At 67.0% G+C, this 20,655-nt stretch carries 19 protein-coding genes and 1 tRNA gene; 11 read left to right on the top strand and 9 right to left on the bottom strand.

Annotation, left to right across the window (positions count from 1 at the left end):
- Positions 1-67: 67 nt before the first annotated feature.
- Genes IPK20_01655 through ftsY form a run of 3 tightly spaced genes read right to left on the bottom strand, consistent with a single transcriptional unit; the run spans position 68 to position 2,595 of the window.
- The gene (locus IPK20_01655; protein ID MBK8015520.1) at positions 68-973 is read right to left on the bottom strand and encodes an ABC transporter permease; all 906 of its coding nucleotides are present in this window, start codon (positions 971-973) and stop codon (positions 68-70) included.
- Entirely contained in the window at positions 970-1,623 is a 654-nt protein-coding gene (gene ftsE, locus IPK20_01650; GenBank protein MBK8015519.1) for a cell division ATP-binding protein FtsE, read from the bottom strand. Before ftsE ends, IPK20_01655 begins: the two co-directional genes overlap by 4 nt.
- Before the next feature lie 6 nt (positions 1,624-1,629).
- The gene (ftsY, locus tag IPK20_01645; GenBank protein MBK8015518.1) at positions 1,630-2,595 is read right to left on the bottom strand and encodes a signal recognition particle-docking protein FtsY; all 966 of its coding nucleotides are present in this window, start codon (positions 2,593-2,595) and stop codon (positions 1,630-1,632) included.
- 157 nt (positions 2,596-2,752) lie between these two features.
- Between ftsY and IPK20_01640 the strand changes: the two genes are divergently transcribed.
- Genes IPK20_01640 through IPK20_01620 form a run of 5 tightly spaced genes read left to right on the top strand, consistent with a single transcriptional unit; the run spans position 2,753 to position 6,794 of the window.
- Positions 2,753-4,138: an insulinase family protein gene (locus IPK20_01640; GenBank protein MBK8015517.1), complete on the top strand. Its 1,386-nt coding sequence runs from the start codon at positions 2,753-2,755 to the stop codon at positions 4,136-4,138.
- Between the two features lie 14 nt (positions 4,139-4,152).
- A complete protein-coding gene (locus IPK20_01635; GenBank protein MBK8015516.1) occupies positions 4,153-5,496 on the top strand; it encodes an insulinase family protein in 1,344 nt (447 codons plus the stop codon).
- On the top strand, positions 5,493-6,035 hold the full coding sequence (gene rsmD, locus IPK20_01630) for a 16S rRNA (guanine(966)-N(2))-methyltransferase RsmD (protein ID MBK8015515.1): 543 nt from the start codon (positions 5,493-5,495) through the stop codon (positions 6,033-6,035). Before IPK20_01635 ends, rsmD begins: the two co-directional genes overlap by 4 nt.
- Positions 6,032-6,511, top strand: a complete 480-nt coding sequence (gene coaD, locus IPK20_01625) for a pantetheine-phosphate adenylyltransferase (protein ID MBK8015514.1) — start codon at positions 6,032-6,034, stop codon at positions 6,509-6,511. Before rsmD ends, coaD begins: the two co-directional genes overlap by 4 nt.
- 19 nt (positions 6,512-6,530) lie before the next feature.
- Entirely contained in the window at positions 6,531-6,794 is a 264-nt protein-coding gene (locus IPK20_01620; GenBank protein ID MBK8015513.1) for a YfhL family 4Fe-4S dicluster ferredoxin, read from the top strand.
- A gap of 29 nt (positions 6,795-6,823) precedes the next feature.
- Here the strand turns inward: IPK20_01620 and IPK20_01615 are convergent, their stop codons facing one another.
- A complete protein-coding gene (locus tag IPK20_01615) occupies positions 6,824-7,786 on the bottom strand; it encodes an ABC transporter substrate-binding protein (GenBank protein ID MBK8015512.1) in 963 nt (320 codons plus the stop codon).
- Between the two features lie 413 nt (positions 7,787-8,199).
- Here IPK20_01615 and IPK20_01610 point away from each other — a divergent pair, with 413 nt between their 5' ends.
- Together IPK20_01610 and IPK20_01605 are read left to right on the top strand one after the other, a co-directional pair.
- The gene (locus tag IPK20_01610; protein MBK8015511.1) at positions 8,200-9,309 is read left to right on the top strand and encodes a spermidine/putrescine ABC transporter substrate-binding protein; all 1,110 of its coding nucleotides are present in this window, start codon (positions 8,200-8,202) and stop codon (positions 9,307-9,309) included.
- A complete protein-coding gene (locus IPK20_01605) occupies positions 9,306-12,137 on the top strand; it encodes a response regulator (protein ID MBK8015510.1) in 2,832 nt (943 codons plus the stop codon). Before IPK20_01610 ends, IPK20_01605 begins: the two co-directional genes overlap by 4 nt.
- 123 nt (positions 12,138-12,260) lie before the next feature.
- On the opposite strand, the gene mutM is transcribed toward IPK20_01605, so the two are convergent.
- Genes mutM through IPK20_01580 form a run of 5 tightly spaced genes read right to left on the bottom strand, consistent with a single transcriptional unit; the run spans position 12,261 to position 17,017 of the window.
- Positions 12,261-13,076, bottom strand: a complete 816-nt coding sequence (gene mutM / locus IPK20_01600) for a bifunctional DNA-formamidopyrimidine glycosylase/DNA-(apurinic or apyrimidinic site) lyase (protein ID MBK8015509.1) — start codon at positions 13,074-13,076, stop codon at positions 12,261-12,263.
- Between the two features lie 6 nt (positions 13,077-13,082).
- Positions 13,083-13,925 carry a DUF4340 domain-containing protein gene (locus tag IPK20_01595; GenBank protein ID MBK8015508.1) on the bottom strand — a complete coding sequence of 281 codons (843 nt, stop codon included), beginning with the start codon at positions 13,923-13,925 and terminating at the stop codon, positions 13,083-13,085.
- Between the two features lie 25 nt (positions 13,926-13,950).
- The gene (locus IPK20_01590; protein MBK8015507.1) at positions 13,951-15,306 is read right to left on the bottom strand and encodes a GldG family protein; all 1,356 of its coding nucleotides are present in this window, start codon (positions 15,304-15,306) and stop codon (positions 13,951-13,953) included.
- Complete coding sequence (locus IPK20_01585; protein MBK8015506.1) at positions 15,303-16,046, bottom strand: ABC transporter permease subunit; 744 nt, start codon at positions 16,044-16,046, stop codon at positions 15,303-15,305. Before IPK20_01585 ends, IPK20_01590 begins: the two co-directional genes overlap by 4 nt.
- Positions 16,043-17,017, bottom strand: a complete 975-nt coding sequence (locus IPK20_01580) for an ATP-binding cassette domain-containing protein (protein MBK8015505.1) — start codon at positions 17,015-17,017, stop codon at positions 16,043-16,045. Before IPK20_01580 ends, IPK20_01585 begins: the two co-directional genes overlap by 4 nt.
- A gap of 210 nt (positions 17,018-17,227) precedes the next feature.
- On the opposite strand from IPK20_01580, the gene IPK20_01575 reads away from it, so the two are divergent.
- From IPK20_01575 to IPK20_01560, 4 genes are all read left to right on the top strand, one after another.
- Positions 17,228-19,045 carry a tetratricopeptide repeat protein gene (locus IPK20_01575; protein ID MBK8015504.1) on the top strand — a complete coding sequence of 606 codons (1,818 nt, stop codon included), beginning with the start codon at positions 17,228-17,230 and terminating at the stop codon, positions 19,043-19,045.
- A 31-nt stretch (positions 19,046-19,076) separates the two neighbouring features.
- Positions 19,077-19,730 (top strand): outer membrane lipoprotein LolB, encoded by a 654-nt coding sequence (gene lolB, locus IPK20_01570; GenBank protein MBK8015503.1) that lies wholly within the window; start codon positions 19,077-19,079, stop codon positions 19,728-19,730.
- A complete protein-coding gene (ispE, locus tag IPK20_01565) occupies positions 19,727-20,560 on the top strand; it encodes a 4-(cytidine 5'-diphospho)-2-C-methyl-D-erythritol kinase (protein ID MBK8015502.1) in 834 nt (277 codons plus the stop codon). Before lolB ends, ispE begins: the two co-directional genes overlap by 4 nt.
- 10 nt (positions 20,561-20,570) lie before the next feature.
- Positions 20,571-20,647 (top strand) — tRNA-Gln (locus IPK20_01560).
- Positions 20,648-20,655: the final 8 nt, after the last annotated feature.

Here is a 20,655-nt window from a genome sequence, read left to right as displayed (position 1 = left end):
ATCTATGAGTGCCAAACATCGGTCCGGGTTCCCGGATCTGGAGCCCTGATTCAACAAAAACCCGGGCTCACGGCTCCAGCCGGCGGAGAAAGAAGGTGGCCGACAGCCACGCCCCGCACCACCCGAGCACGGCGGCGCCTCCGCAGAGAAGCCCCACTTCGACCGGGGCCAGGCCCAGCAGGCTGCCGCGCGGGGAAACGAGTCCCACCGCATCACCGAGATTGTGTTCGAGGACGCGGATTGCAAGGGCGATGAGGCCCCAGCCGAACAAGCCGCCGAGGAGCGATTGGAGCGCTCCGAAATACAGGAAAGGCCGGCGGATGTAGGCATTCGTCGCGCCGATGAGCTTGGAAACCTCGATTTCCTCGCGTCTCCCCAGGATCTGCAGGCGGATGGTGTTGAAAGTGACGGCCAGCAGAGCCACCGCCAGGATCACGGCCAGGATCGCAGCCGAAACCCTGCCCGCGAGCAGCGTCGCGCCCAGCTGGCGCGCCCAGGTGCTGTCGAGCTGGGCATATTCCACCCCGGGCCACTCCTCGGCCGCCTTCTTCAAACCCTCCAGTTCGGCGGCGGCATCCTTGCGCGCCGACACGATGAAAGCGTCGGGAAGGGGGTTGCGGCCCAGTTCGTCGACGACGTCCACGAGGCCGGCGGACTGCTTGAGGTCGTCCAGGGCCTTGTCCTTCGACACGAAGCGCGCGCGGGCCACCGCCGCGTGGGCTTGAAGTCTGGCCGAGATGGCCTCGATCTCGCCCGAGGCCGCGGACGTGCGCAGGAAAAGGGTGAGCTGGGGCTCCGGGGCCGCCCGGGGCAACAGCTCGGAGACGTTCTTGAGGACGGCGTGAAGCCCTGCCGGCAATGCCAGCGCGAAACCCATCACCAGCACGTTCAGTACCGTCGCCGGACTATGCCTCACCAGCCGGCCCAGGGCATCCCTGACAGCGAGCACGTGCTCACGAATCCAGCGCCTCATGCGGCGACGGCTCCTTCCCGCAGATCCACCGTGCGGTGGTTGACGCCCGCAAAGGCCTCCGCGGAGTGGGTGGAGACCATGAGCGTCACTCCCACCTGATGCAGCGTTTGGAACAGGGACACGATCTCCCGGGCGTACGCTTCGTCCAGATTGGCGGTGGGCTCGTCGGCCAGGATGAGGGCGGGACGGTGAACCACCGCCCTCGCGATACAGACCCGCTGCTGCTCGCCGCCCGAGAGCGCGACGGGGTTCTCCCGCTCACGGTCCCGAAGACCCACGCGTTCCAGGGCAGCGCGCACACGGCGCCCGATGTCGGCTCCTTCGAAACCGGCTATCCGCAATGGCAGGGCGACGTTCTCGAAGACGGACCGGTCGTAGAGAAGCTTGTGGTCCTGAAACACCAGGCCCAGGTTTCGCCGCAGATAGGGGATGGCCGCCACGCTGAGCCGCGCCAGATTCTGGCCGCTCACTTCCACCAGGCCCGAAGTGGGGCGCTCGATGGCAGCCACCAGCTTGAGCAGCGTGCTCTTGCCGGCGCCCGAATGGCCGGTCAGAAGCACGAAATCGCCCTTGGACACCTCGAGAGATATGCCGCGAAGGGCCTCCCGTCCGCCGGGATAGCGTTTGACGACATCGGTCAGTCGGATCACGGCCGGTCAGTCGATCATGGCGTCGACGAAGGCCCTCGCCTCGAACGGCCGGAGATCCTCCAGGCTCTCGCCCACACCGATAAACCGGACCGGTACCGGCCGTTCCCGTGCGATCGCGGCGATCACCCCGCCCTTGGCGGTCCCGTCCAGCTTGGTGAGCACGAGACCGCTCAGGCCGATGGCGTCGTCGAACGCCTTCACCTGCGCCACCGCGTTCTGGCCGGTGTTGGCATCCAGCACCAGGAGGGTTTCGTGGGGCGCCCCCTCCATCGCCTTGTGCGTGACCCGCCGCACCTTCTTGAGTTCTTCCATGAGGTGAAGCTGAGTGGGCAGACGGCCCGCGGTGTCGGCCAGCACCACGGTGATTCCCTTCGCCGCGGCCGATTGAACGGCATCGAATATCACTGCGCCGGGATCGCCGGACTGCTGCGAGACGACCGTGACGTTGTTGCGGCTGCCCCATTCCGCGAGTTGTTCCCGCGCGGCCGCACGGAAGGTGTCGCCCGCAGCCAGAAGGACCGAGTGGCCCTGCGCCTGGAACAGATGGGCCAGCTTGCCGATGGAGGTCGTCTTGCCTGCGCCGTTGACACCGCACAGCAGGATGACGAAAGGCCTTTCCGCGCCGATCGCGAACGGACGCTCGAGCGGTGCGACGAGGTCCGCCAGGGCCGCCTTCAATTCATCCCGGACGGCCTCGGGTGTGGCTGCTCCGGACTTGCGGACGCGCGCCCGGGTGGCGTCGATGAGGTGGCGCGTGGCCGCCACGCCGACATCGCACGAGATGAGGATGGTCTCGAGTTCTTCGTAGAAGCTCTCGTCGATCCTGGCCGAACTGGTGAAGAGCTCCTTGAGCTGTCCGCCCAGCTTTTCGCGCGTCGCGGCCAGGCCGTCGCGCAACCGCTGAGTCCACGAACGCGACGGTTCGGCGGACTCCTTCTGGTCCTTGTCCTTGCCCTTCAGGAAACTCAGCATGGTGTTAGAGTGTCACAGCTGCCGTCCGGCGCACGACCAATGCAATGCGCATCGCTCGACCGAGCCGGTCATCTGGTGGGTGCGGTGGGTGCATGCGTGAGTGCGCATGCACCGCCAGCCCGAATTCTACATTGCCGATCTCTCCCTCCACCGACTCATGACACGTTTCGACAGCCTGACGCGCCGCTTCGCCGGTGCGGCACTGCTGGGAACGCTTGCCGTCCCGCTTCCGTCCCCCGCAGCACAGGGCGATGTCCGGGATCGCGTTCTCTCCAATGGAATGAAGATCATCGTGATGGAAGATCACCGGGCGCCCACGGTCGCCTCGATGGTCTGGTACCGCGCCGGCAGCATGGACGAGAAGAGCGGAACCACCGGCGTCGCCCATGTGCTCGAGCACATGATGTTCAAGGGGACCCGGGACAATCCCGGGGACAAGTTCTCCAAGACCATCGCCCAGGCCGGCGGACGCGAGAATGCCTTCACCAACAAGGACTACACGGCCTACTTCCAGCAGCTCCACAAGTCCAAGCTGCCGATCGCCCTGGGCCTGGAAGCCGACCGCATGCAGAACCTGGTGCTCTCCGACGAAGAGTTCGCCAAGGAGATCCGCGTGGTCATGGAAGAGCGGCGCATGCGCACCGACGACCAGCCGCGTTCCCTGCTGTACGAGCAGTTCAATTCCGCCGCCTACGCCGTTCATCCCTATCAGTGGCCCATCATCGGCTGGATGAACGATCTGGAGAACATGACCGTCGCCGATGCCCGCGAGTGGTACCGGACCTGGTACACGCCCAACAACGCGCTTCTCGTGGTCGTGGGCGATGTCGAACCCGAGGAGGTCTTCCGGCTGGCCGAGGAGAAGTTCGGACCGCTGGCCGCACGCGACCTTCCCGTACGCAAGCCCGCGGTCGAACCGCCCCAGCGAGGGACGAAGCGGCTCGTGGTCAAGGCGCCCGGCGAACTTCCCTATCTGCTCATGGGATGGCACGTGCCCGTTCTGCGCGATGTCGGGAAGGACTGGGAGCCTTACGCGCTGAGCGTTCTGGTGGGCATTCTCGACGGCAACGACGCGGCTCGCCTGGATCGCACCCTGGTGCGGGAACAGCGCGTCGCGGTGAGCGCGGGCGCCAGTTACGACAGCGTCAATCGGGGTCCGGGCATGTTCTTCATGGACGGTGTCCCGGCGGCCGGCAGGACCGTGGCCGATCTCGAGTCCGCGCTGCGCCAGCAGCTTCAGCGCGTGGTCGACGAAGGCGTGAGCGAAGTGGAACTGGATCGCATCAAGGCGCAGGTCATCGCGCAGCAGGTGTACGAGCGCGACTCCATGTTCTATCAGGCCATGCAGATGGGCATCCTGGAGAACGCAGGTCTTCCGTTCGATTCCGATGAAGTGCAGTCCCGCCGGGTGCGCGAGGTGACCTCCGAGCAGATTCGCGACGTCGCGCGGCGCTATCTCGTCGACGAACGCCTGACCGTCGCCGTTCTCGAACCCCAGTCTCTCGTGAAGCAGGCCGGAACCGTGCCTGCCGGGCACGATTGAGGAGCTGCATCTCCATGTTCTCTTCCCGTTTCACCGTCACCGCGTTCCTGCGATTCGCCGCGTGGGGTCTGTGTCTTGCCGCATCGCATTTCGCGCATGCGACGCTTCCCATCGAGGCCTGGACGCTGCCCAACGGCGCCCGTGTCCTCTTCGTGGAGAACCGCGCCCTGCCCATGCTGGACGTGAGCGTCGATTTTCCTGCCGGTTCCTCGCGCGACGATCCGGCCACGTCAGGGCTCGCGGGCATGACGGTCGCCCTCATGCGGCTGGGCACGCAATCTCTCGACGAAGCGAAGATCGCAGCAGAGCTGGCGGACGTCGGCGCGCAAATGGGCAGCCGGTTCGACACCGACCGCTCCGGCTACGGACTGCGCACTCTGTCCAGTGCGAAGGAGCGCGAGCGTGCGCTGGCGGTCCTCGCCGACGTGCTGCAGGCGCCCACGTTCCCGGCCGACGTCCTGGAGCGCGAGAAGAACCGGCTCGCCGCCGCATTGAAGGAAGCCGACTCCAAGCCCGAGACCATCGCCCAGCGGGCATTCAGCGCGGCCGTGTACGGGTCCCACCCGTACGGGCTGCGGGGTTCCGGTGAACGCGCCACGCTGGAACGCCTGACGGTGGCCGACCTCGAGCAGTTCTACCGGCAGTGGTTCCGATCCGACTGGGCCGTGGTCGCGCTCATGGGAGACATCTCGCGGGAGGAAGCCGATGCGGTCGCGCGGCGCCTCACCGAGCGCTTGCCCCGGGCCGGCGGGCCGGTCCCCCCGCTGCCCGCAGTCGAGGATCTCGCGGCTCCCGTGCAGCGTGTCATCGACCATCCGGCAAGCCAGAGCCACATCCTCGTCGGCCAGCCGGGCATCACCCGCACCGATCCCGACTACTTTCCGCTCTTCGTGGGCAACTACATCCTGGGCGGGGGCGGATTCGCCTCACGCATGGTGGAGGAGGTGAGGCAGAAGCGCGGCCTCGCCTACAGCTCCTACAGTTACTTCTCGCCGCTGGAGCAGCGCGGTGTCTTCCAGATCGGCCTGCAGACGAAGAAGGAACAGGCGGCGCAGGCCCTGGAGGTCGTCCGGGATACCGTCACACGCTTCGTGGCGGAGGGCCCCACGCCTGCCGAGCTTGAGGCGGCCAGGATGAACCTCGTCGGTGGATTTCCCCTGCGCATCGACTCCAACAAGAAGATCCACGACTATCTTGGCCTCATCGGCTTCTACCGGCTGCCGCTCGACTACCTCGACCGGTTCGTGGAGAACATCGAGTCGGTGAGCGTCGAACAGGTGCGGGATGCCTTCCGCCGCCGGGTGAACCCCGATCGCATGGTCACCGTCGTCGTGGCCGGGGCCGTGCCGCAGAAGTGAGGGCGCAGCAGGTCCGGATCATCGGCGGCCTGCATCGCAGCCGCCTCATCCGCTTTCCGGACAAGCCGGGGTTGCGTCCCACCCCTGATCGCGTGCGCGAGACGCTCTTCAACTGGCTCGGACAGGATCTTGCCGGACGTCACGTCCTCGACCTTTTTGCGGGCAGCGGGGCGCTGGGGCTCGAGGCCGCCTCGCGCGGCGCCTCGACCGTCGTCCTGGTGGAACGGGATGGCGCGGTGGCCGAATCCCTGCGCGAGAACGTCCGTGCACTCTCTCTCGCGACGGCCCAGGTGGTCCGGATGGATGCGCTAGAATTTCTGCGCACGGACCAGCGGGTTTTCGACGTCGTCTTTGCCGACCCCCCCTACGCGGACGCGGATCCGCCGGGCCTCGCGGCGAAGATTTCATCGCATCTGTCACCGGAAGGTCTGGCGTATCTGGAGGCTCCCTCTCCGATCGCCGATCTCGCGGGCTGGCACGTGTTGCGCCGGCTCAAGGCCGGCAACGTCCACGCGCACCTGCTGCAGAAGACTCCATGAGACGTGCCGTCTATCCCGGGACCTTCGATCCCATGACCCGTGGCCACGAGGATCTCGTGCGCCGCGCTTCCCAGCTGTTCGACTACGTCGTCGTCGCCATTGCGGAAAGCCGCGTGAAGAAGCCGTTCTTCACGCTGGAAGAGCGGGTCGGCATGGCGCGCGAGGTCCTGGCGCCGTACCCCAATGTGGAAGTCTGCGGATTTTCCGGGCTGCTCATGGCCTTCCTGAAGCAGGCCGACTCGCGCATCATCGTCCGCGGTCTGCGCGCCGTGACGGACTTCGAGTACGAGTTCCAGCTCGCGGGCATGAACCGCATCCTCTATCCCGATGTCGAGACACTGTTCCTGACCCCTGCCGAGCAGTACCAGTTCATCTCGGCCACCATGGTCCGCGAGATCGCCACGATGGGCGGCGACGTTTCGCCCTTCGTCAATCCGCTCCTACTGGACCGGCTGCGCGCCAAGGCGCAGGACTGACCCTTCCGACGCTGCGACCATGGCGCTGCTGATCACCGACGAATGCATCAACTGCGACGTTTGCGCGCCCGAATGCCCGAACGACGCCATCTCCATGCGCGAGCTGATCTTCGTGATCGACCCGCAGCGCTGCACCGAGTGCGTCGGTCACTTCGCGCAGCCGCAGTGCCAGGAGGTCTGCCCGGTCGACTGCGTCCTGCCCGATCCGGACGTGGCCGAATCGAAGGACCAGCTCGAGGTGAAGTACCGCGCCTTGATGCTCCAGAAGGCCAAGGGCGGTTAGCCGGACTCTTCGCAGTTGCTTCGAGGTTCTCAGGGGATCACGTGTGCAGTCGACAGGAATTCGTTGGTCCAGCGCGGATCTGCGGGGACCTCCGCACGCTTTGCCGTGGCCCCGATCCTGTTCTCCTCGAACGTGCCGAGGGTCTCCCCTCGGCGTCGTGGCGGCGCGATCAGCGGGCTGACCAGCCGCCACTTCGAGGATTCGACGGCTCCGTCGAGATGGGAGTTCGCCGCGAGCAGCGCATCCAGACAAGGTGATGCCGCGCGCACGCATGCGGCGTAGGCGCGTTGGACGATCTCCACGGTCCGCGCCACCTGGCGTGGTGACTCCGCGATCGTCCGCCGCGCGAACACCAGCACGTTGCCGTAAGGGTTCACCCCCAGATCGCGCCATGCCAGGCTGCGAAGCCGATCGCCGAAGGCGGATTCGAACTCGAGGACATGGTGGTAGAACGTACTGGCCGCCACGTCCGCCCTGCCTGTCAGCAAGGCATCCACCTTGGAGTTGTTCGGGGCGTCCACCCAAGTCACCGTCAGATCCTCCTTTCCGTTGAGGGCGAGGAGATACGGCCACAGCCGGCGGGCCAGTTCGTTCGGATCCGCCGCGATCCTTGCACCTCGCAGGTCCTCCAGGCCTCGGAGCGGGGCGGTCCGCCCCGACAGGAAAGCCAGCGGAGACTCGGAAACGATCGCCATGACGGCCACCGGGGCGTTGTCATGGGTGGGCGATGCCTGCACCGCACCGAAATCCGCCACGGCCGCATCGCACTCGCCGCGTCCCAGGCGTGACAGCGCATCCACCGAGCCACCCCCGGGAACGAGCGTGGCCGCCAGCCCGGCATCGGCGAACCAGCCTTCGCTGCGTGCGAAGTACAGCGGTGCGTGATCGGCCCCGGGCGACCAGTTCAGGCAGAGGGTCATGCGGTCCGCAGCAAGAGCGCTCGCGGCCAGGCATTGGAGGACCAGACACAGGAGGGAAGGCAGGATCTTCATGAGGAGCGGGGCAGGGCAGCGCCGAGTCGATGCCGGGCAGGGTCCGAGCAGCAGAAGCTGAAAGAGTTCCTGATAGCTTGGCCGCGGGCCGTCCTGCCCGCAAGGCCGGGCAGGTGTCGCTTGCCACGGCTGCAACCCGGTGTCTTCGGCCCTGCAGGCAGCCTGCCTCGAGGCCTGCGTCGGGACCCTCTGGCAAATTCACCACTCAAGATGACAGGTACTGCGCCGATCATCTGTCGATCGAGAGCCGGCCTCCTGCTCTCTCCCGTCCGGGAGGGAAAAGGCGCGGCAGAACAATGGAACCGCGACTGCAGCATGGGTGGAAGCACCTCATCGTCATCCGGACGGGCGCGCTCGTCCCGTGCGCCGTTGCGCCGCGCTCTTCGAGGCCCGTCCGAGCTACGGGGGTACCGTTGATCACCGTCAGGCGCGTGCTCCGGGCCGCAGGCATCGCCCTGTGGGGGATCGTCGCCACGTGGGGCGGCGGATCGGTTGCCGCCGGGTCCGAGAAGCAGTCCGACGCCGCGCCGGCCGAGGAGCGCGTGCTGCGCATCTTCAACTGGGCCGACTACATCGCACCGCAACTGCTCGAGCAGTTCCGCGCGCGCTACGGCGTGCGGATCGAGTATTCCACCTACGGATCCACCGAGGAGCTGTTCCGCGCGGTGCTGGACAATCCCGGTCATCACGACATCATCGTCCCGACCAGCTACGCCGTCGCCCAGCTTCGTGGCAAGGGCATGCTCGCGACCCTGGACAAGTCGCGCATTCCCAATCTCCGCAATCTGGATCCCCTGTTCATGAGCCCGACTCACGATCCGGGGAGCCGCTACTGTGTGGCGTACCTCTGGTCCAAGCTCGTCGTAGGCTACGACAAGCGCCGGGTGAGCACCCCGATCCGCCACTGGGCGGACCTCTTCGATCCCCGCCACAGGGGCCGCGTCGCGCTGCTGGCCGACAATCGCGAAAGCATCGGCATCATCCTGCTGATGCTCGGGTACAGCCCCAACACCACGAATCCGGTGGAGATCGCCAAGGCCCGCGACTTCCTTCTCGACCATCGTTCGCACATCCACTCCTTCGCCGATGACACCGTGCAGGATCTCCTGATCGCGGGCGAGGCCGACATCGTGCTTGAGTGGGAAGGCGACATGGTGACGGCGGAACAGAAGCATCCCCACCTGGCCCATGCCGTGCCCGCCGAAGGGTCGCTGCTCGTGACCGACAGCCTTTGCATCGCGCGTGGCGCGCCTCACAAGGCCACGGCGGAACGATTCATCGACTTCATCCTCGACGGCGCCAACGGTGCGGTCCTCTCGCGCGAAACGCGATATCCCACGCCGAACCGGGCAGCCCAGGCCCTCATGACGCCGGCCGAGCGGCAGCGTCTGGGAATGACCGACGAGATGCGGCACCGCCTGTTTTCCCTTACCGACGTGGGGACCAACGTTGCCGTGCTGTACGACGAGGCGTGGAGCAGGATTCTGGAGCGCCCGGCCCATCGTCAAAGGGGGACGCCGTGACGCGAGGCGCGCTCCGCCGGTTTGCCGTCCGTCTGCAGGGCCTTTCCCTGCGCACCCAGTTGCTGGCGGCGGTGGGTGTGGTGGTCGTCCTGGGCGCCTCCATCGCCCTTGCCGGCTACATGAGTCTCAGGAATCTCCAGGCCGGCATGGAGACCATGCTCGTCCGGACCAGCCAGCTGCGCGAGGCCGGACTGCAGGTCCAGAAGGCCTTTCTGCTGGTGCGCGTTTCCGAACAGGCCTTCCTGCAGGAGTGGCACACCGCCGGCCTGCAACCGGCGGTCGAGGAGCACGTGACGGCCCTGCGTCTGCGCCTGAAGGAAGCGAGGGCCCAACTCGCGAGCATCCGCGCGCATGCCACGGGCGTGGACGAGAGACGCGAGTTCGAAGCGGTGTCGGACCAGCTGGCCGGGCTGTTCGACGGCTACGAGATGGGTTTCAACGAGGCGCTGCAGAAGATTGCCATGCGGGCCGCCGGCGACGGGCTCGAGACCGATCTGCGCACGCGCGTCGGCGCGATCGCCGCAATGGCGGAGCGCACCGGCGACCGCCGGCTGCAGGAGCTTGCGCACGATCTCGAATCGGCGCTGCAGAACTACCTCGCGTTCGGAAGGGCCGAGTACTTCGACCGGGCGCGCATCACCGTGTCGTCCATCGTGGCGCACCCTGCCGCAACCAAGGCAATGAGGCGGCTGGCCTCCGCGTATCTCGCGCGGCACGTGGACCTCACCGAACTGCAGACGGCGGTGGAGGTGAAGACCGCGGCGTTCCTGGACACCACCCGGGAAATCCTGCGCACCACGGAGGAGATCGGCCGCAAGGCGGAACTGGCGTCGTTGTCGGCCGAGCGCGAGCTCGCCGCCATCAGCCGCCGCGGCGTGGGAATCCTCCTCCTCGCCACGCTCGCCTCCGCGGTCGCATCGCTGCTGGTCACCGCATGGTTGAGCCGGCGCATCGCCCAGCCGCTTGAACGCCTGAGCGAGGCGAGTCTCGCACTGGCGGGCGGTCACGTGCCCAGTCCGCTGGCCGTGGAAGGCAGCGGCGAGATCGCGCAACTGGGGCAGGTCTTCAATGCCATGGTGCGCGACGTCACCGCACGGGCGGAACAGCTGTCGTCCATCAACCGCGAACTCGGCCTGGCGATCGAAGAGGCGCGCGAGGCGCGCGAGGCGGCAGAGACCGCAAGCCGGGCGAAGAGCGACTTCCTGGCTGTCATGAGCCACGAGATCCGCACGCCCATGAACGGTGTGCTGGGCGCCGCCGAACTTCTGCTCGACACCGAACTGCGCAGCGAACAGCACACGCTCGTGGACACCATCGCGCGTTCCGGCCGCTCGCTCCTTTCCGTGATCAACGACATTCTCGATTTCTCCAAGATCGAGGCGGGCCGCATGGAACTGGAATCGGTCGCCTTCGATCCGCGCATGGTCATCGAGGACGTCGTCGAACTGCTCGCCGAGCGCGCCGACGCCAAGGGGCTCGAACTGGTGAGCCGCCTGCCGGCCTATTCGCAGCACCTGGTGCTGGGCGACCCCGGCCGGCTGCGTCAGGTGCTGAGCAATCTGGTCGGCAATGCCATCAAGTTCACGGCCGCCGGCTCGGTGACGATCCGGATGGAGTTCGGGACTTCGGCCAATCCCGAACTGGTGCGCTTCGAAGTGGTGGATACCGGCATCGGCATTCCCGCGGCCAAGCTCGGCACGGTGTTCGAGGCATTCTCGCAGGCCGACGTGTCCACCACGCGGCAGTACGGCGGAACGGGGCTCGGTCTGGCCATCGTCAAGCGGCTGTCCGCGCTCATGGGCGGCCAATGCGGCGTCGACAGCACCGAGGGGGCCGGCTCCACCTTCTGGTTCACGGCGCGCCTGCCTTCCCTCACGGTCGATGTTCCGGTCGAAATGCCGGGTGCGGCGGAGATGCAGGGCAAACGCCTGCTGATCGTCGAAAGCCGCATCGCCACGCGCGAATCGCTCGCCTCCAGCCTGGAGAGCTTCGCGGCGATCACCACGTGCGCGTCCGACACCGTCGAGGCCGCACGTCTGGCGCAGGAAGCATGCGACAACGATTCGCCGTTCGACGCAGTGCTGGTGAGTTTTCCCGACACTGCGGACGACGCGGCACGCTTCGTCGATGCCATGCACGCGCTGCCGTACGCGCGCCAGCCGCGCATCGTGTGGCTCATGAGCGTGTCGCAGGCGGCGCTCGAGGCACCACGTCTCAAGGCCGTGGACGGCTACGTCATCAAGCCCGTGCGGCTGCAGCCTCTGCTGCAGAGCCTGCAGATCGCGCTCGCCGCGAGAGACGAGCCGGCGCCGGAAACGGTCGTGGTCGCGACCGACACGCCGGCGCTGCCGGGCTCGGGGTTGCACGTGCTGGTGGTGGAGGACAACCCGGTCAACCAGAAGATCGCGTGCGCCATGCTGCACAAGATGGGCTGCACCTTCGATCTCGCACAGGACGGTTCCGAAGCCATCGCGATGGTGGAAGGTCTGGCCTACGACCTGGTCCTCATGGATTGCCAGATGCCCGTGATGGACGGGTTCGAGGCGACACGGGAGATCCGCGTGCGCGAACTGGAAGGACAGGGCGCGTGGGGACGGCCCAGGACGTTCATCGTGGCGCTCACCGCCAACGCGATGAAGGGTGACCGCGAACTGTGCCTGGCCGCGGGCATGGACGACTATCTCTCCAAACCGGTGACGCGGGACACGCTGGTCGAGACTGTCCGCAAGGCCGCGGAGAAGAAGGCCAGCCTCATGGCCGGCGGCGTGCATCTGGCCGACGAAGACTTCCTGGACGATCTGCTGCCGGCGCAGGCGCGCAGCGCCTAGGCCGGTCCGTCCCACGGCCAGGGGCGCGCGGCTCGGCATGGGACGTGCGCTGCGTGAAACGCGGCGGTGGCCGCGGGGCGCCCCCGGCGCCTCGCCGGTCCGCGACCGGTCCCACCAGGGACGCTACCGCTGGCAGCCCGCGCAATAGAAGGTGGCGCGCTGGCCCTGCCGGAACATGCGCACCGCCGCACCGCATCGCGGGCAGGCTTCGCCTTCGCGGCCGTACACGGCCGATTCCATCTGGAAATACCCCGGGCTGCCGTCGCCGTTCACGTAATCGCGCAAGGTCGATCCGCCCGCTTCGATGGCGCGTCGCAGCGTTTCCTTGATGGCCTCGGCAAGAACGTCACAGCGCGCTCGGGAGAGCCGCCGCGCGGGCGTCTTCGGATTGATGCGTGCCCGATGCAGCGCTTCCGAGGCGTAGATGTTGCCGACGCCCGTGACCAGCGTGCCGTTCATGATCACCAGCTTGATCGCGGCGGCGCGGGCGCGCGTGACGGCATGGAGGTACCGGCCATCGAATTCCACGGTGAGGGGCTCCGGCGCCAGCTGCGCCAGCAGGGGATGCGCGTCTTCGCCCGGGGGCAGCCAGTGGATGCTGCCGAAACGCCGCGGATCGTGATAGCGCACGATCCGGCCGTCGTCGAGCTGGATGTCCACATGGTCGTGCTTCACGGCGGGCACGGCGGCGTCCACCACGGTGAGGCTGCCGGACATTCCCAGGTGGACCATCACCGTGCCGCGGTCCGTCTCGAGCAGAAGATACTTCGCTCGCCGGCGCAGGGCCCTGACACTGGCTCCGATGAGATCCTGCGGCAGCGTTTCCGGGACCGGCCAGCGCAACCGCCGGTCGCGCACGGTCACACCGACGATGCGGCGCCCCAGCAACCGGCTTTCCAGCGAGCGCCGGGTGGTTTCGACCTCCGGCAGTTCCGGCACGGCGGGTTATTTCTTACGGGACGGCGCGAACAGACGGCCTGCCTGTTCGGCCGCGAAGACGAATTGCAGCTTCTCGTCTGGACGCACCAGCACGAGTTGCGGCACGCGCTGCGCGATCACGAACTCGACGGTGCGGCCGTCCTTCAGCACGAGTTTCGCGACATCCCCCTTGGGGACTTCGCCGACGGGCTGCGTGGCGAGACTCGACGCGTAACGCCATTCTTCGATCCACTGCTGCAGTTCGTCCTGTGACGGACGTTCGGCCTCCGCGGGCGCGGGAGACAGCACGAGCTTGCCGTCCTTGGGCAGCGCGCTCATGTTGCCCACGGTGATTCCCGCCGGTACTTCGTCCTCCGCGAGCAGCATGTGCGAGGCGAGCGAATCGGGCCGCGTGGGCAGGCCGAATCCGAACGTGGGCGTGATCAGGTACACGGCGCCGTCCGTCAACACGTACTGCTCGTTGGTGAGCGAGTTCACCGTGCCGAACGCGAACTCCTGCTTGTTCAGCGTCACACGGGCGAACGGCTGGTCGAGTTCGAAGCGCGCGAGATCGGTCGCGGGGAGCTTCTGCTTCGAAGTCGCCGCCGTCAGATCCACGAGGCGGCCGATCTGCGAGTTGTCGACACGGGCAGGGAAGGGCGCCGTCTGCTTCCATTGCTTGCCCTGGCGCTCCAGCACGAACTCCGGCAGATCCTTGCGCACGATGCGGACCGAGGTGATGTCGTCGCGCTTCAACGTGGACAGAGCCGACTGCGGCTCGGTCTTTTCGCCGGGTTGCAGGACCATCCAGGCGCCGAGTCCGGCGACCACGAGGGCCAGCAGGAGATTGATGACGAGGGATCGCTTCATGGATCGGACGGCCGCCGCCGCCGGGTCAGCTGTGGCGGCGGCGCCACCAGATCATGCCGCCGGTGAACAGGAAGGCGCCGGGAATCGCGAGCAGGAAGGTGAGCATCAGGAACAGCAGTTCCGAACGCGACAGCGTGAGCGAACCGTCGATGATGGCCTTGGGCTGCAGCGTGATCAGGTTCTCGTCGCCCGAGAGCCAGTTGATGAAATTGATGCCCAGGTCCAGGTTGCCCAGCAGCCCTGCATACGTGTTGGCGAGGAAGTGTCCGCTGCCCGTCACGACGATGCGTTGCGACTTGCCCTCGACCTCGCGCTCCAGCGCCGCGACGACCGTGATCGGCCCCTTGATGTCCCGGGCCTTGTCGAAGCCCACGTCGCCGCTCAGTTCGCCCATCTCCACCCAGCCGGACTGCGCCACTTCCACCAGGGGCGTGACCCGCCAGGTGCGGTCGTCGTCCGCCACCGCGATGCGGCGTGCGCTGGGGAAGGCGGAGTTCAACGCGAAGTCGCGCGTCGCCGGATGATTGCCGTACGCGAATGCGATGGACAGCGTGGCGGAGGCCTTCAGCGCGTTGGCGGCCGGGTCCACGACGACGCCGGGCCCGAGCTGCAGGCGCAGCAGGTCCGCGATGGGCTGCAGGCCGTGCAATGGTTCCTGGTCGATCATCCAGAAGATGCTGCCGCCCTTCTCGATCCATGCCTTGATCTTCTCGACTTCCACCGGCAGCAGATCCACCTGGGGATTCGCGATCACCAGCACGGCGGCGTTGTCCGGCACCTGCTGGGCGGCGGCGAGATTGAGCGGGCTCACCTTGAAGCCTTTCGTTTCGAGCCGCTTGCCGAACTCGCCGAGATCGTGATTCGCGATGCCGGACGGTTTGCGCTCGCCATGACCGTCCAGGAACATGATCGTCCGTTCGGTCTTCCGCGCGAGCCGCGCGAGCAGGTTCGTGAGCGACTGCTCGTCCAGGCTCGTGAGGTGTTCGCTGCGGCCGTCGTACTCGACGATCATCTCGCCGTCGACGCGGATGTTGGCCGCGCTCACGGCCTTGGGCTGCTCGCGCGGATCGATGAAGGCGACCTCGATGTCCTTCTTCACGCGCTGGTATCTGCCGATGAAATCGGCGATCCGCAGGCGGAGGTTGCCCAGCGTGGGGTTCTGCTCGGTGGCATAGCCGGTGATCCGCACGGGGCCCTTCAGCAATGCGAGCGTCTGCACGCTGCCTTCGCTCAGGCTGTTGCGCGAGTTCTGCGTGAGAGCCCAGTCCTTGAAGTGGCGCTGCGCGAGCGGCGCGACCAGGAGAACGGCGGCGACCAGCAGGGCGGCGAAGACGCCGTTCTGGATGAGATGGGCGATGCGGGTGCGGCGGGAGACGATCATGCGGCGAGCCGGTCGCGGTCGAGACGGCGGACGCTCAGGGCGAGGAACAGCCCGGTCAGCAGCACGAAGTACGCGAAGTCGCCCGTGTGGAAGGTCCCCTTGGCGAAACTCTCGTAGTGCTTGAGCAGCGACAGCAGGTGCATGGGGCTGTTCGGGTCCGACGCGCCCATGTTGATGATCCACAGCAGCAGCAGGGCCGCGAAGGCGGAGACGGCGGCGACGACCGGTTGCGCGGTCAGCGACGACAGGTACAGGCCCACCGCGGCGAACGCGCTGGCGAGCAGCACGAGCCCCAGCAGATTGGCGCCCACGAGCCCCAGGTCGATCCGGCCGCCGGCGTACAGCGATACGGCCATCACGGCCAGCAAGACGCACGCGAGCAGCAGGAACGTGACCAGCCCGAGGAACTTGCCGAGCACGATTTGCGTGATGCTCACCGGCGCGGACAGCAGGAAGGTGAGCGTCTGGTTGCGGCGTTCTTCCGCGATGAGGCGCATGGAGAGCAGGGGCACGATCATGAGCAGGATGATCGCGGCGAGCCCGCACGTGGGGCTCACGATGAGCTCGGTGGCGCCGGGCGGATTGGGGTACTGGGCGAGCTGCGGCTGGATCTCCAGGAAACGGTCCAGCCCCACGAGAAAGCTGTAGCCGAAGATGATCTGCAGCACGGCGAGCACCACCCACGCGAGCGGAGAGCCGAACAGGCTGCGCAGTTCCTTGGCGGCGATGACGAAGATCATGGCGCGGCCGTCTCCGCGGATGCAGCGGGAGCGTTCTCTTCCTCGCGCTGAGTCAGTTGCACGAACACTTCCTCCAGCGACGTCTCGACGGGCGTCAGCTCCGTGAGCCCCCAGTCCTGTTCCACGCTCGTGCGCACCAGCAGGTCCGTGGGATCTTCGGCGGGTTCGTGGAACAGACGGAAGTGCGCGCCACCCAGGGCCTCCGCTGCCTTGACGCCTGCCAGCGAGGACAGACGCTCGACCGCGGGCGGCCGGCGGAAGGCGACGGTCAGCGCATGACCGCCGCGGTGCTGCTTCAGCGCCGCGATGGTGTCGGTGTAGACCACGCGTCCGGCGCTCAGGATCTGCACGCGGTCGCACACCGTCTCGACCTCGGGCAGGATGTGCGTGGAAAGGATCACGCTGTGGCTGGCGGCCAGCTCGCGGATCAGCGCGCGGATCTCGCGGATCTGGTTGGGGTCCAGACCCACGGTCGGCTCGTCAAGCACCACCACGTCCGGATCGTGCACGATGGCCTGCGCGATTCCGACGCGCTGCTGATACCCCTTGGACAGCGTGCCGATCAGGCGATGTCCCATGTCCGGCAGGCCGCACCGGGTCTTCGCGCGCTGAACGGCCTCGGCGATCTTGCCGCGGGGCACGCGGTGCAGCCGGGCCGCGGTGCGCAGGTATTCGTCGACGGAGAAGTCGCGGTACAGCGGAGGCGTCTCGGGCAGGTAGCCGATCCGCGCCTTGGCGCGCGTGGGGGATTCCAGCAGGTCGACGCCGCAGACGCGGATCTCCCCGGCCGTAGGCGCCAGGTTCCCCGTGATCATCTGCATGGTGGTGGTCTTGCCCGCGCCGTTCGGCCCGAGCAGGCCGAGGACCTCTCCCCGCTGCAACGTGAGCGAGACGTCCGAGACGGCGTGGCGCGTACCGAAGTTCCGCACGAGCTTCAATGCGGATAGGGTCGGCTCAAGTCCGGCGTTCAAGGCAACGTTAAGGGATTTGAATGGATCGGGTTTGAATCGGTGCCGCGCACGGTCACGACAGCGGTGCGCAGCTTGTGAGTGCTCCGAAATATACCTAAACTGGCCCGGCGCGTCCAAGAACTAAGGCGCGTGGGGTGTCTCTAAGACAGGCGCGCGCGAAGGCCGATCCTCCCCGCCGGCCCACCCGTCAACTTCTTCATCGGTGTCGTCATGCCCATGCGCCTCCAAGTCCTCTTCGTCGCCCTGACACTGTCGCTGCCGGCGTGCGCGCAGCATGGCAAGTACCGCATTCCCGTGCAGCACGGCGTGGATCGCCTGTCCGCCGGGCCGCGGTTTCCTGACGCGCTGCTGCTCGCCCAGACGGACGGGGCCGAAGAAGTCGGCATCCAGCCCTCGGCCGGCGCGCCGGCCGACACGGAGAAGCCCGGCCGCCTGCCGTCGCATGCGCTGACCCGGGAATTCCTCTACAAGTTCCTGCTCGCGGAGATCGCCGGGCAGCGTGGCAACGTCCGGCTCGCGTCGCGCGCCTATCTCGAACTTGCCCAATCCACCCGCGATCCCCGCGTGGCCCGGCGCGCGACCGAAATCGCCATGTACGGCCGCTTCGGCGACATCGCCGCGGAGGCCGCCAGTGTGTGGCTGGAGATCGAACCCGATTCCCAGCAGGCGCGGCAGACGCTCATCGCCACGCTCGTGGGCAACAACAAGATTTCCGACGCCAAGCCGCTGCTGCAGAAGCTGCTGGCCGCCGACAAGGGGCGCGCCGGTTCCCTGTTTCTGCAACTGCATCCGCTCCTGAGCCGTTACCCCGACAAGGCCGCGGCGCTCAAGCTGATCCAGGAACTCGCTCAGCCCTATCCCGGCGTCGCCGAGGCGCATCTGGCCGTCGCCCAGTCGGCTTTCGGGATGGAGAACTACGACCTCGCCGAAACCGAGCTCGCCGAGGCGCTTCGCATCAAGCCCGACCTCGAACCGGCGGCCCTGCTGAAGGCGCAGTCGCTCCAGCGCACGTCGCTGGCCAAGGCCGCCGAGTACCTCAAGAGCTTCGTCGCCCTCAATCCCAAGGCCAGGGATGCCCGCCTGCTGTACGCGCGCCTGCTGGCCGCGGACCGTCACCCGAAGGAAGCCCGGCAGGAGTTCCAGCTGCTCGAGAAGGAACTGCCCGGCAACTCGGAAGTGGTCGTGATGATCGGCCTGCTGTCGATGCAGATGCAGGACTTCGCGGCGGCCGAAGCCAAGCTGAAACGCGCGCTCGAGCTCAACTACCGCGATCCCGACAGCCTGCGCTTCTACCTCGGTCAACTCGCGGAGGAGCGCAAGCAGTTCGACGAGGCGCTGGATTACTACTCGAAGGTCCAGTCGGGAGAGCAGGCGGTTCCGGCGGCCACGCGCTACGCGATGATCCTGGGCAAGCAGAACCGTGTGGACGAGGCGCGCAAGTATCTGCAGTCGCTGGATGTGCAGAACGACCAGCAGAAGACGATGCTGATCCAGGCCGAGGCCCAGGTGTTGCGCGAGGCCTCGCAATACCAGGAAGCCTTCGATGTCGTGAACGGCGCGTTGGACGCCCAGCCGGACAACCAGGACCTGCTGTACGACGTGGCAATGGCCGCCGAGAAGCTCAACCGCATCGACGTGCTCGAGCGCAACCTGAAGCGGCTCATCGAGCTCAAGCCCGACCATGCGCAGGCCTACAACGCGCTGGGTTACACGCTGGCCGATCGCAACCTCCGGCTGGAGGAAGCGCAGGGTTACATCGAGAAGGCGCTCACGCTGTCGCCCAACGATGCCTTCATTCTCGACAGCATGGGCTGGGTCCACTACCGGCAGGGCCGGCTCGACGAGGGCCTGGACTTCCTTCGCCGCGCCTATGCCCAGCGCCAGGACCCCGAGATCGCCGCGCATCTGGGCGAAGTGATGTGGATGAAAGGGCAGAAGGGCGAAGCCGAGCAGTTGCTGCGCACCGCCCTGCAGGACCACCCCACGAACGAAGAGTTGAAGGGCGTCGTCGCCAAGCTGCTCAAGTGACCCGGGCCGCTGCCGGCGCACTGCCGACACCGTGATTTCCCGGACGCTCCTTCTCCCGGCCCGCCCATGCGCTCCCGGCGCTGCCGATTCAGGCCGGCGCGCCGCCGTCGGCCGCCTGGCGGCACTGACCGGGGTGGCGCTGGCCCTGAACGGTTGTGCCTTCCTGTTCAAGAAGCCCCCTGTGGAAGGCAAGCCGGTGCCCGAGCGTTTCGAACTCGAAGGCAAGATCGCCGTGCGTTACGGCGACGACGGCTACAGCGGCACATTCCGCTGGCAGCATGCCGGTGAGCGCGACCGGGTCGAGCTGTTCACGCCCATCGGCACACTCCACGCGAGGCTCTTGCGGGAGCCTGCCGGGGCGATCCTCGAAACCGCCGACGGCAAGCGCGCGGAGGAACCCGATGCCCAGACGCTCTCCCTCCGCATCCTCGGCTGGGAACTGCCCCTGACCGAACTGCCGTTCTGGCTCTTTACCCGGCCGGCGCCCGGTGCCGGCGCCGCCGACGTCGAATCCGGTCCCGAAGGGCGGCCCGTCCGGCTGTCCCAGGGGCAGTGGCGCGTGACCTACCGGTCGTATTTCGCGTCCAAGGCGCCGTTGCTGCCTGAACGGCTCGACCTGGAGAAGCCCGGTCTCAAGGTGAAGCTGATCGCCAGCCACTGGGGCGAACCGGAGTTGAATCCTTGAGGGAAATCTGGCCGGCGCCGGCCAAGCTCAACCTCTTCCTGCACGTGACCGGCCGCCGGCCGGACGGATACCACACACTGCAGACGGTCTTCCGCTTTCTGGACCATGGCGACGACCTGCGCTTCGAAGTGCGCGAGGACGGGCTGATCCGCCGCGCATCGGGGCCGGCCGAAGTGCCGCCGGAGGACGATCTCGTGGTCCGGGCGGCCCGGCTGCTGCAGGCCGAGACCGGCAGCCGGCTCGGAGCGGACATCCATCTCCTCAAGCGGCTGCCCTTCGGTGGCGGGGTGGGGGGCGGCAGTTCGGACGCGGCCACCACGCTGATCGCCCTGAACGTGCTCTGGCGCACCGGTCTGGAGCGGGGACGGCTCCAGGCGCTGGGATTGCGGCTCGGGGCCGACGTGCCGGTTTTCGTGTTCGGGCGCAGCGCATTCGCGGAAGGCGTGGGCGAGAAGCTTCAGGCCATCGAGCTGCCGCCGGCGTGGTACGTGGTCATCAACCCGCCCGTGCACGTGTCCACGGCGGCGGTTTTCAGTCATCCGGAATTGACGCGCCATAGTGATCCAGTCAGAATGGCGACCTTTTTTTCGGGGCATACCCGCAACGATCTGCAGCCGGTCGTTTGCAGGCTGTACCCTGAAGTGGCCGAAGCGCTCGCCTGGCTGGAAAGCTTCGGTCCCGCCCGGATGACCGGTTCGGGCGCCAGCGTGTTTTGCGGGTTCCCGTCCCTGCGCGAAGCGCAATCGGTGTGGGACAGAAAGCCTGTGAACTGGCGGGGGTTCGTTGCTCAGGGAATGGACACTCACCCCCTGCTGGAGCCGGGTACGTAGTCGAAGATATTGGGGAGTCGCCAAGTTGGTTAAGGCACCGGATTTTGATTCCGGCATTCGAAGGTTCGAATCCTTCCTCCCCAGCCACCACAGCC

This window comes from Betaproteobacteria bacterium, assembly GCA_016713305.1.
In the GTDB taxonomy this organism is placed as follows: domain Bacteria; phylum Pseudomonadota; class Gammaproteobacteria; order Burkholderiales.
The sequence above is the reverse complement of the archived record's forward strand: the minus strand, read 5'-3'. Positions and strand labels throughout refer to the sequence as shown.

Bases quoted from the DNA above. Each gene is read 5' to 3' on its own strand.
- IPK20_01635 (MBK8015516.1), top strand. From the start codon at position 4,153: ATGTTCTCTTCCCGTTTCACCGTCACCGCGTTCCTGCGATTCGCCGCG.
- IPK20_01585 (MBK8015506.1), bottom strand. From the start codon at position 16,046: ATGATCTTCGTCATCGCCGCCAAGGAACTGCGCAGCCTGTTCGGCTCT.
- IPK20_01620 (MBK8015513.1), top strand. From the start codon at position 6,531: ATGGCGCTGCTGATCACCGACGAATGCATCAACTGCGACGTTTGCGCG.
- coaD (MBK8015514.1), top strand. From the start codon at position 6,032: ATGAGACGTGCCGTCTATCCCGGGACCTTCGATCCCATGACCCGTGGC.
- IPK20_01590 (MBK8015507.1), bottom strand. From the start codon at position 15,306: ATGATCGTCTCCCGCCGCACCCGCATCGCCCATCTCATCCAGAACGGC.
- ftsY (MBK8015518.1), bottom strand. From the start codon at position 2,595: ATGCTGAGTTTCCTGAAGGGCAAGGACAAGGACCAGAAGGAGTCCGCC.
- IPK20_01640 (MBK8015517.1), top strand. From the start codon at position 2,753: ATGACACGTTTCGACAGCCTGACGCGCCGCTTCGCCGGTGCGGCACTG.
- IPK20_01615 (MBK8015512.1), bottom strand. From the start codon at position 7,786: ATGAAGATCCTGCCTTCCCTCCTGTGTCTGGTCCTCCAATGCCTGGCC.
- IPK20_01655 (MBK8015520.1), bottom strand. From the start codon at position 973: ATGAGGCGCTGGATTCGTGAGCACGTGCTCGCTGTCAGGGATGCCCTG.
- IPK20_01595 (MBK8015508.1), bottom strand. From the start codon at position 13,925: ATGAAGCGATCCCTCGTCATCAATCTCCTGCTGGCCCTCGTGGTCGCC.
- IPK20_01575 (MBK8015504.1), top strand. From the start codon at position 17,228: ATGCCCATGCGCCTCCAAGTCCTCTTCGTCGCCCTGACACTGTCGCTG.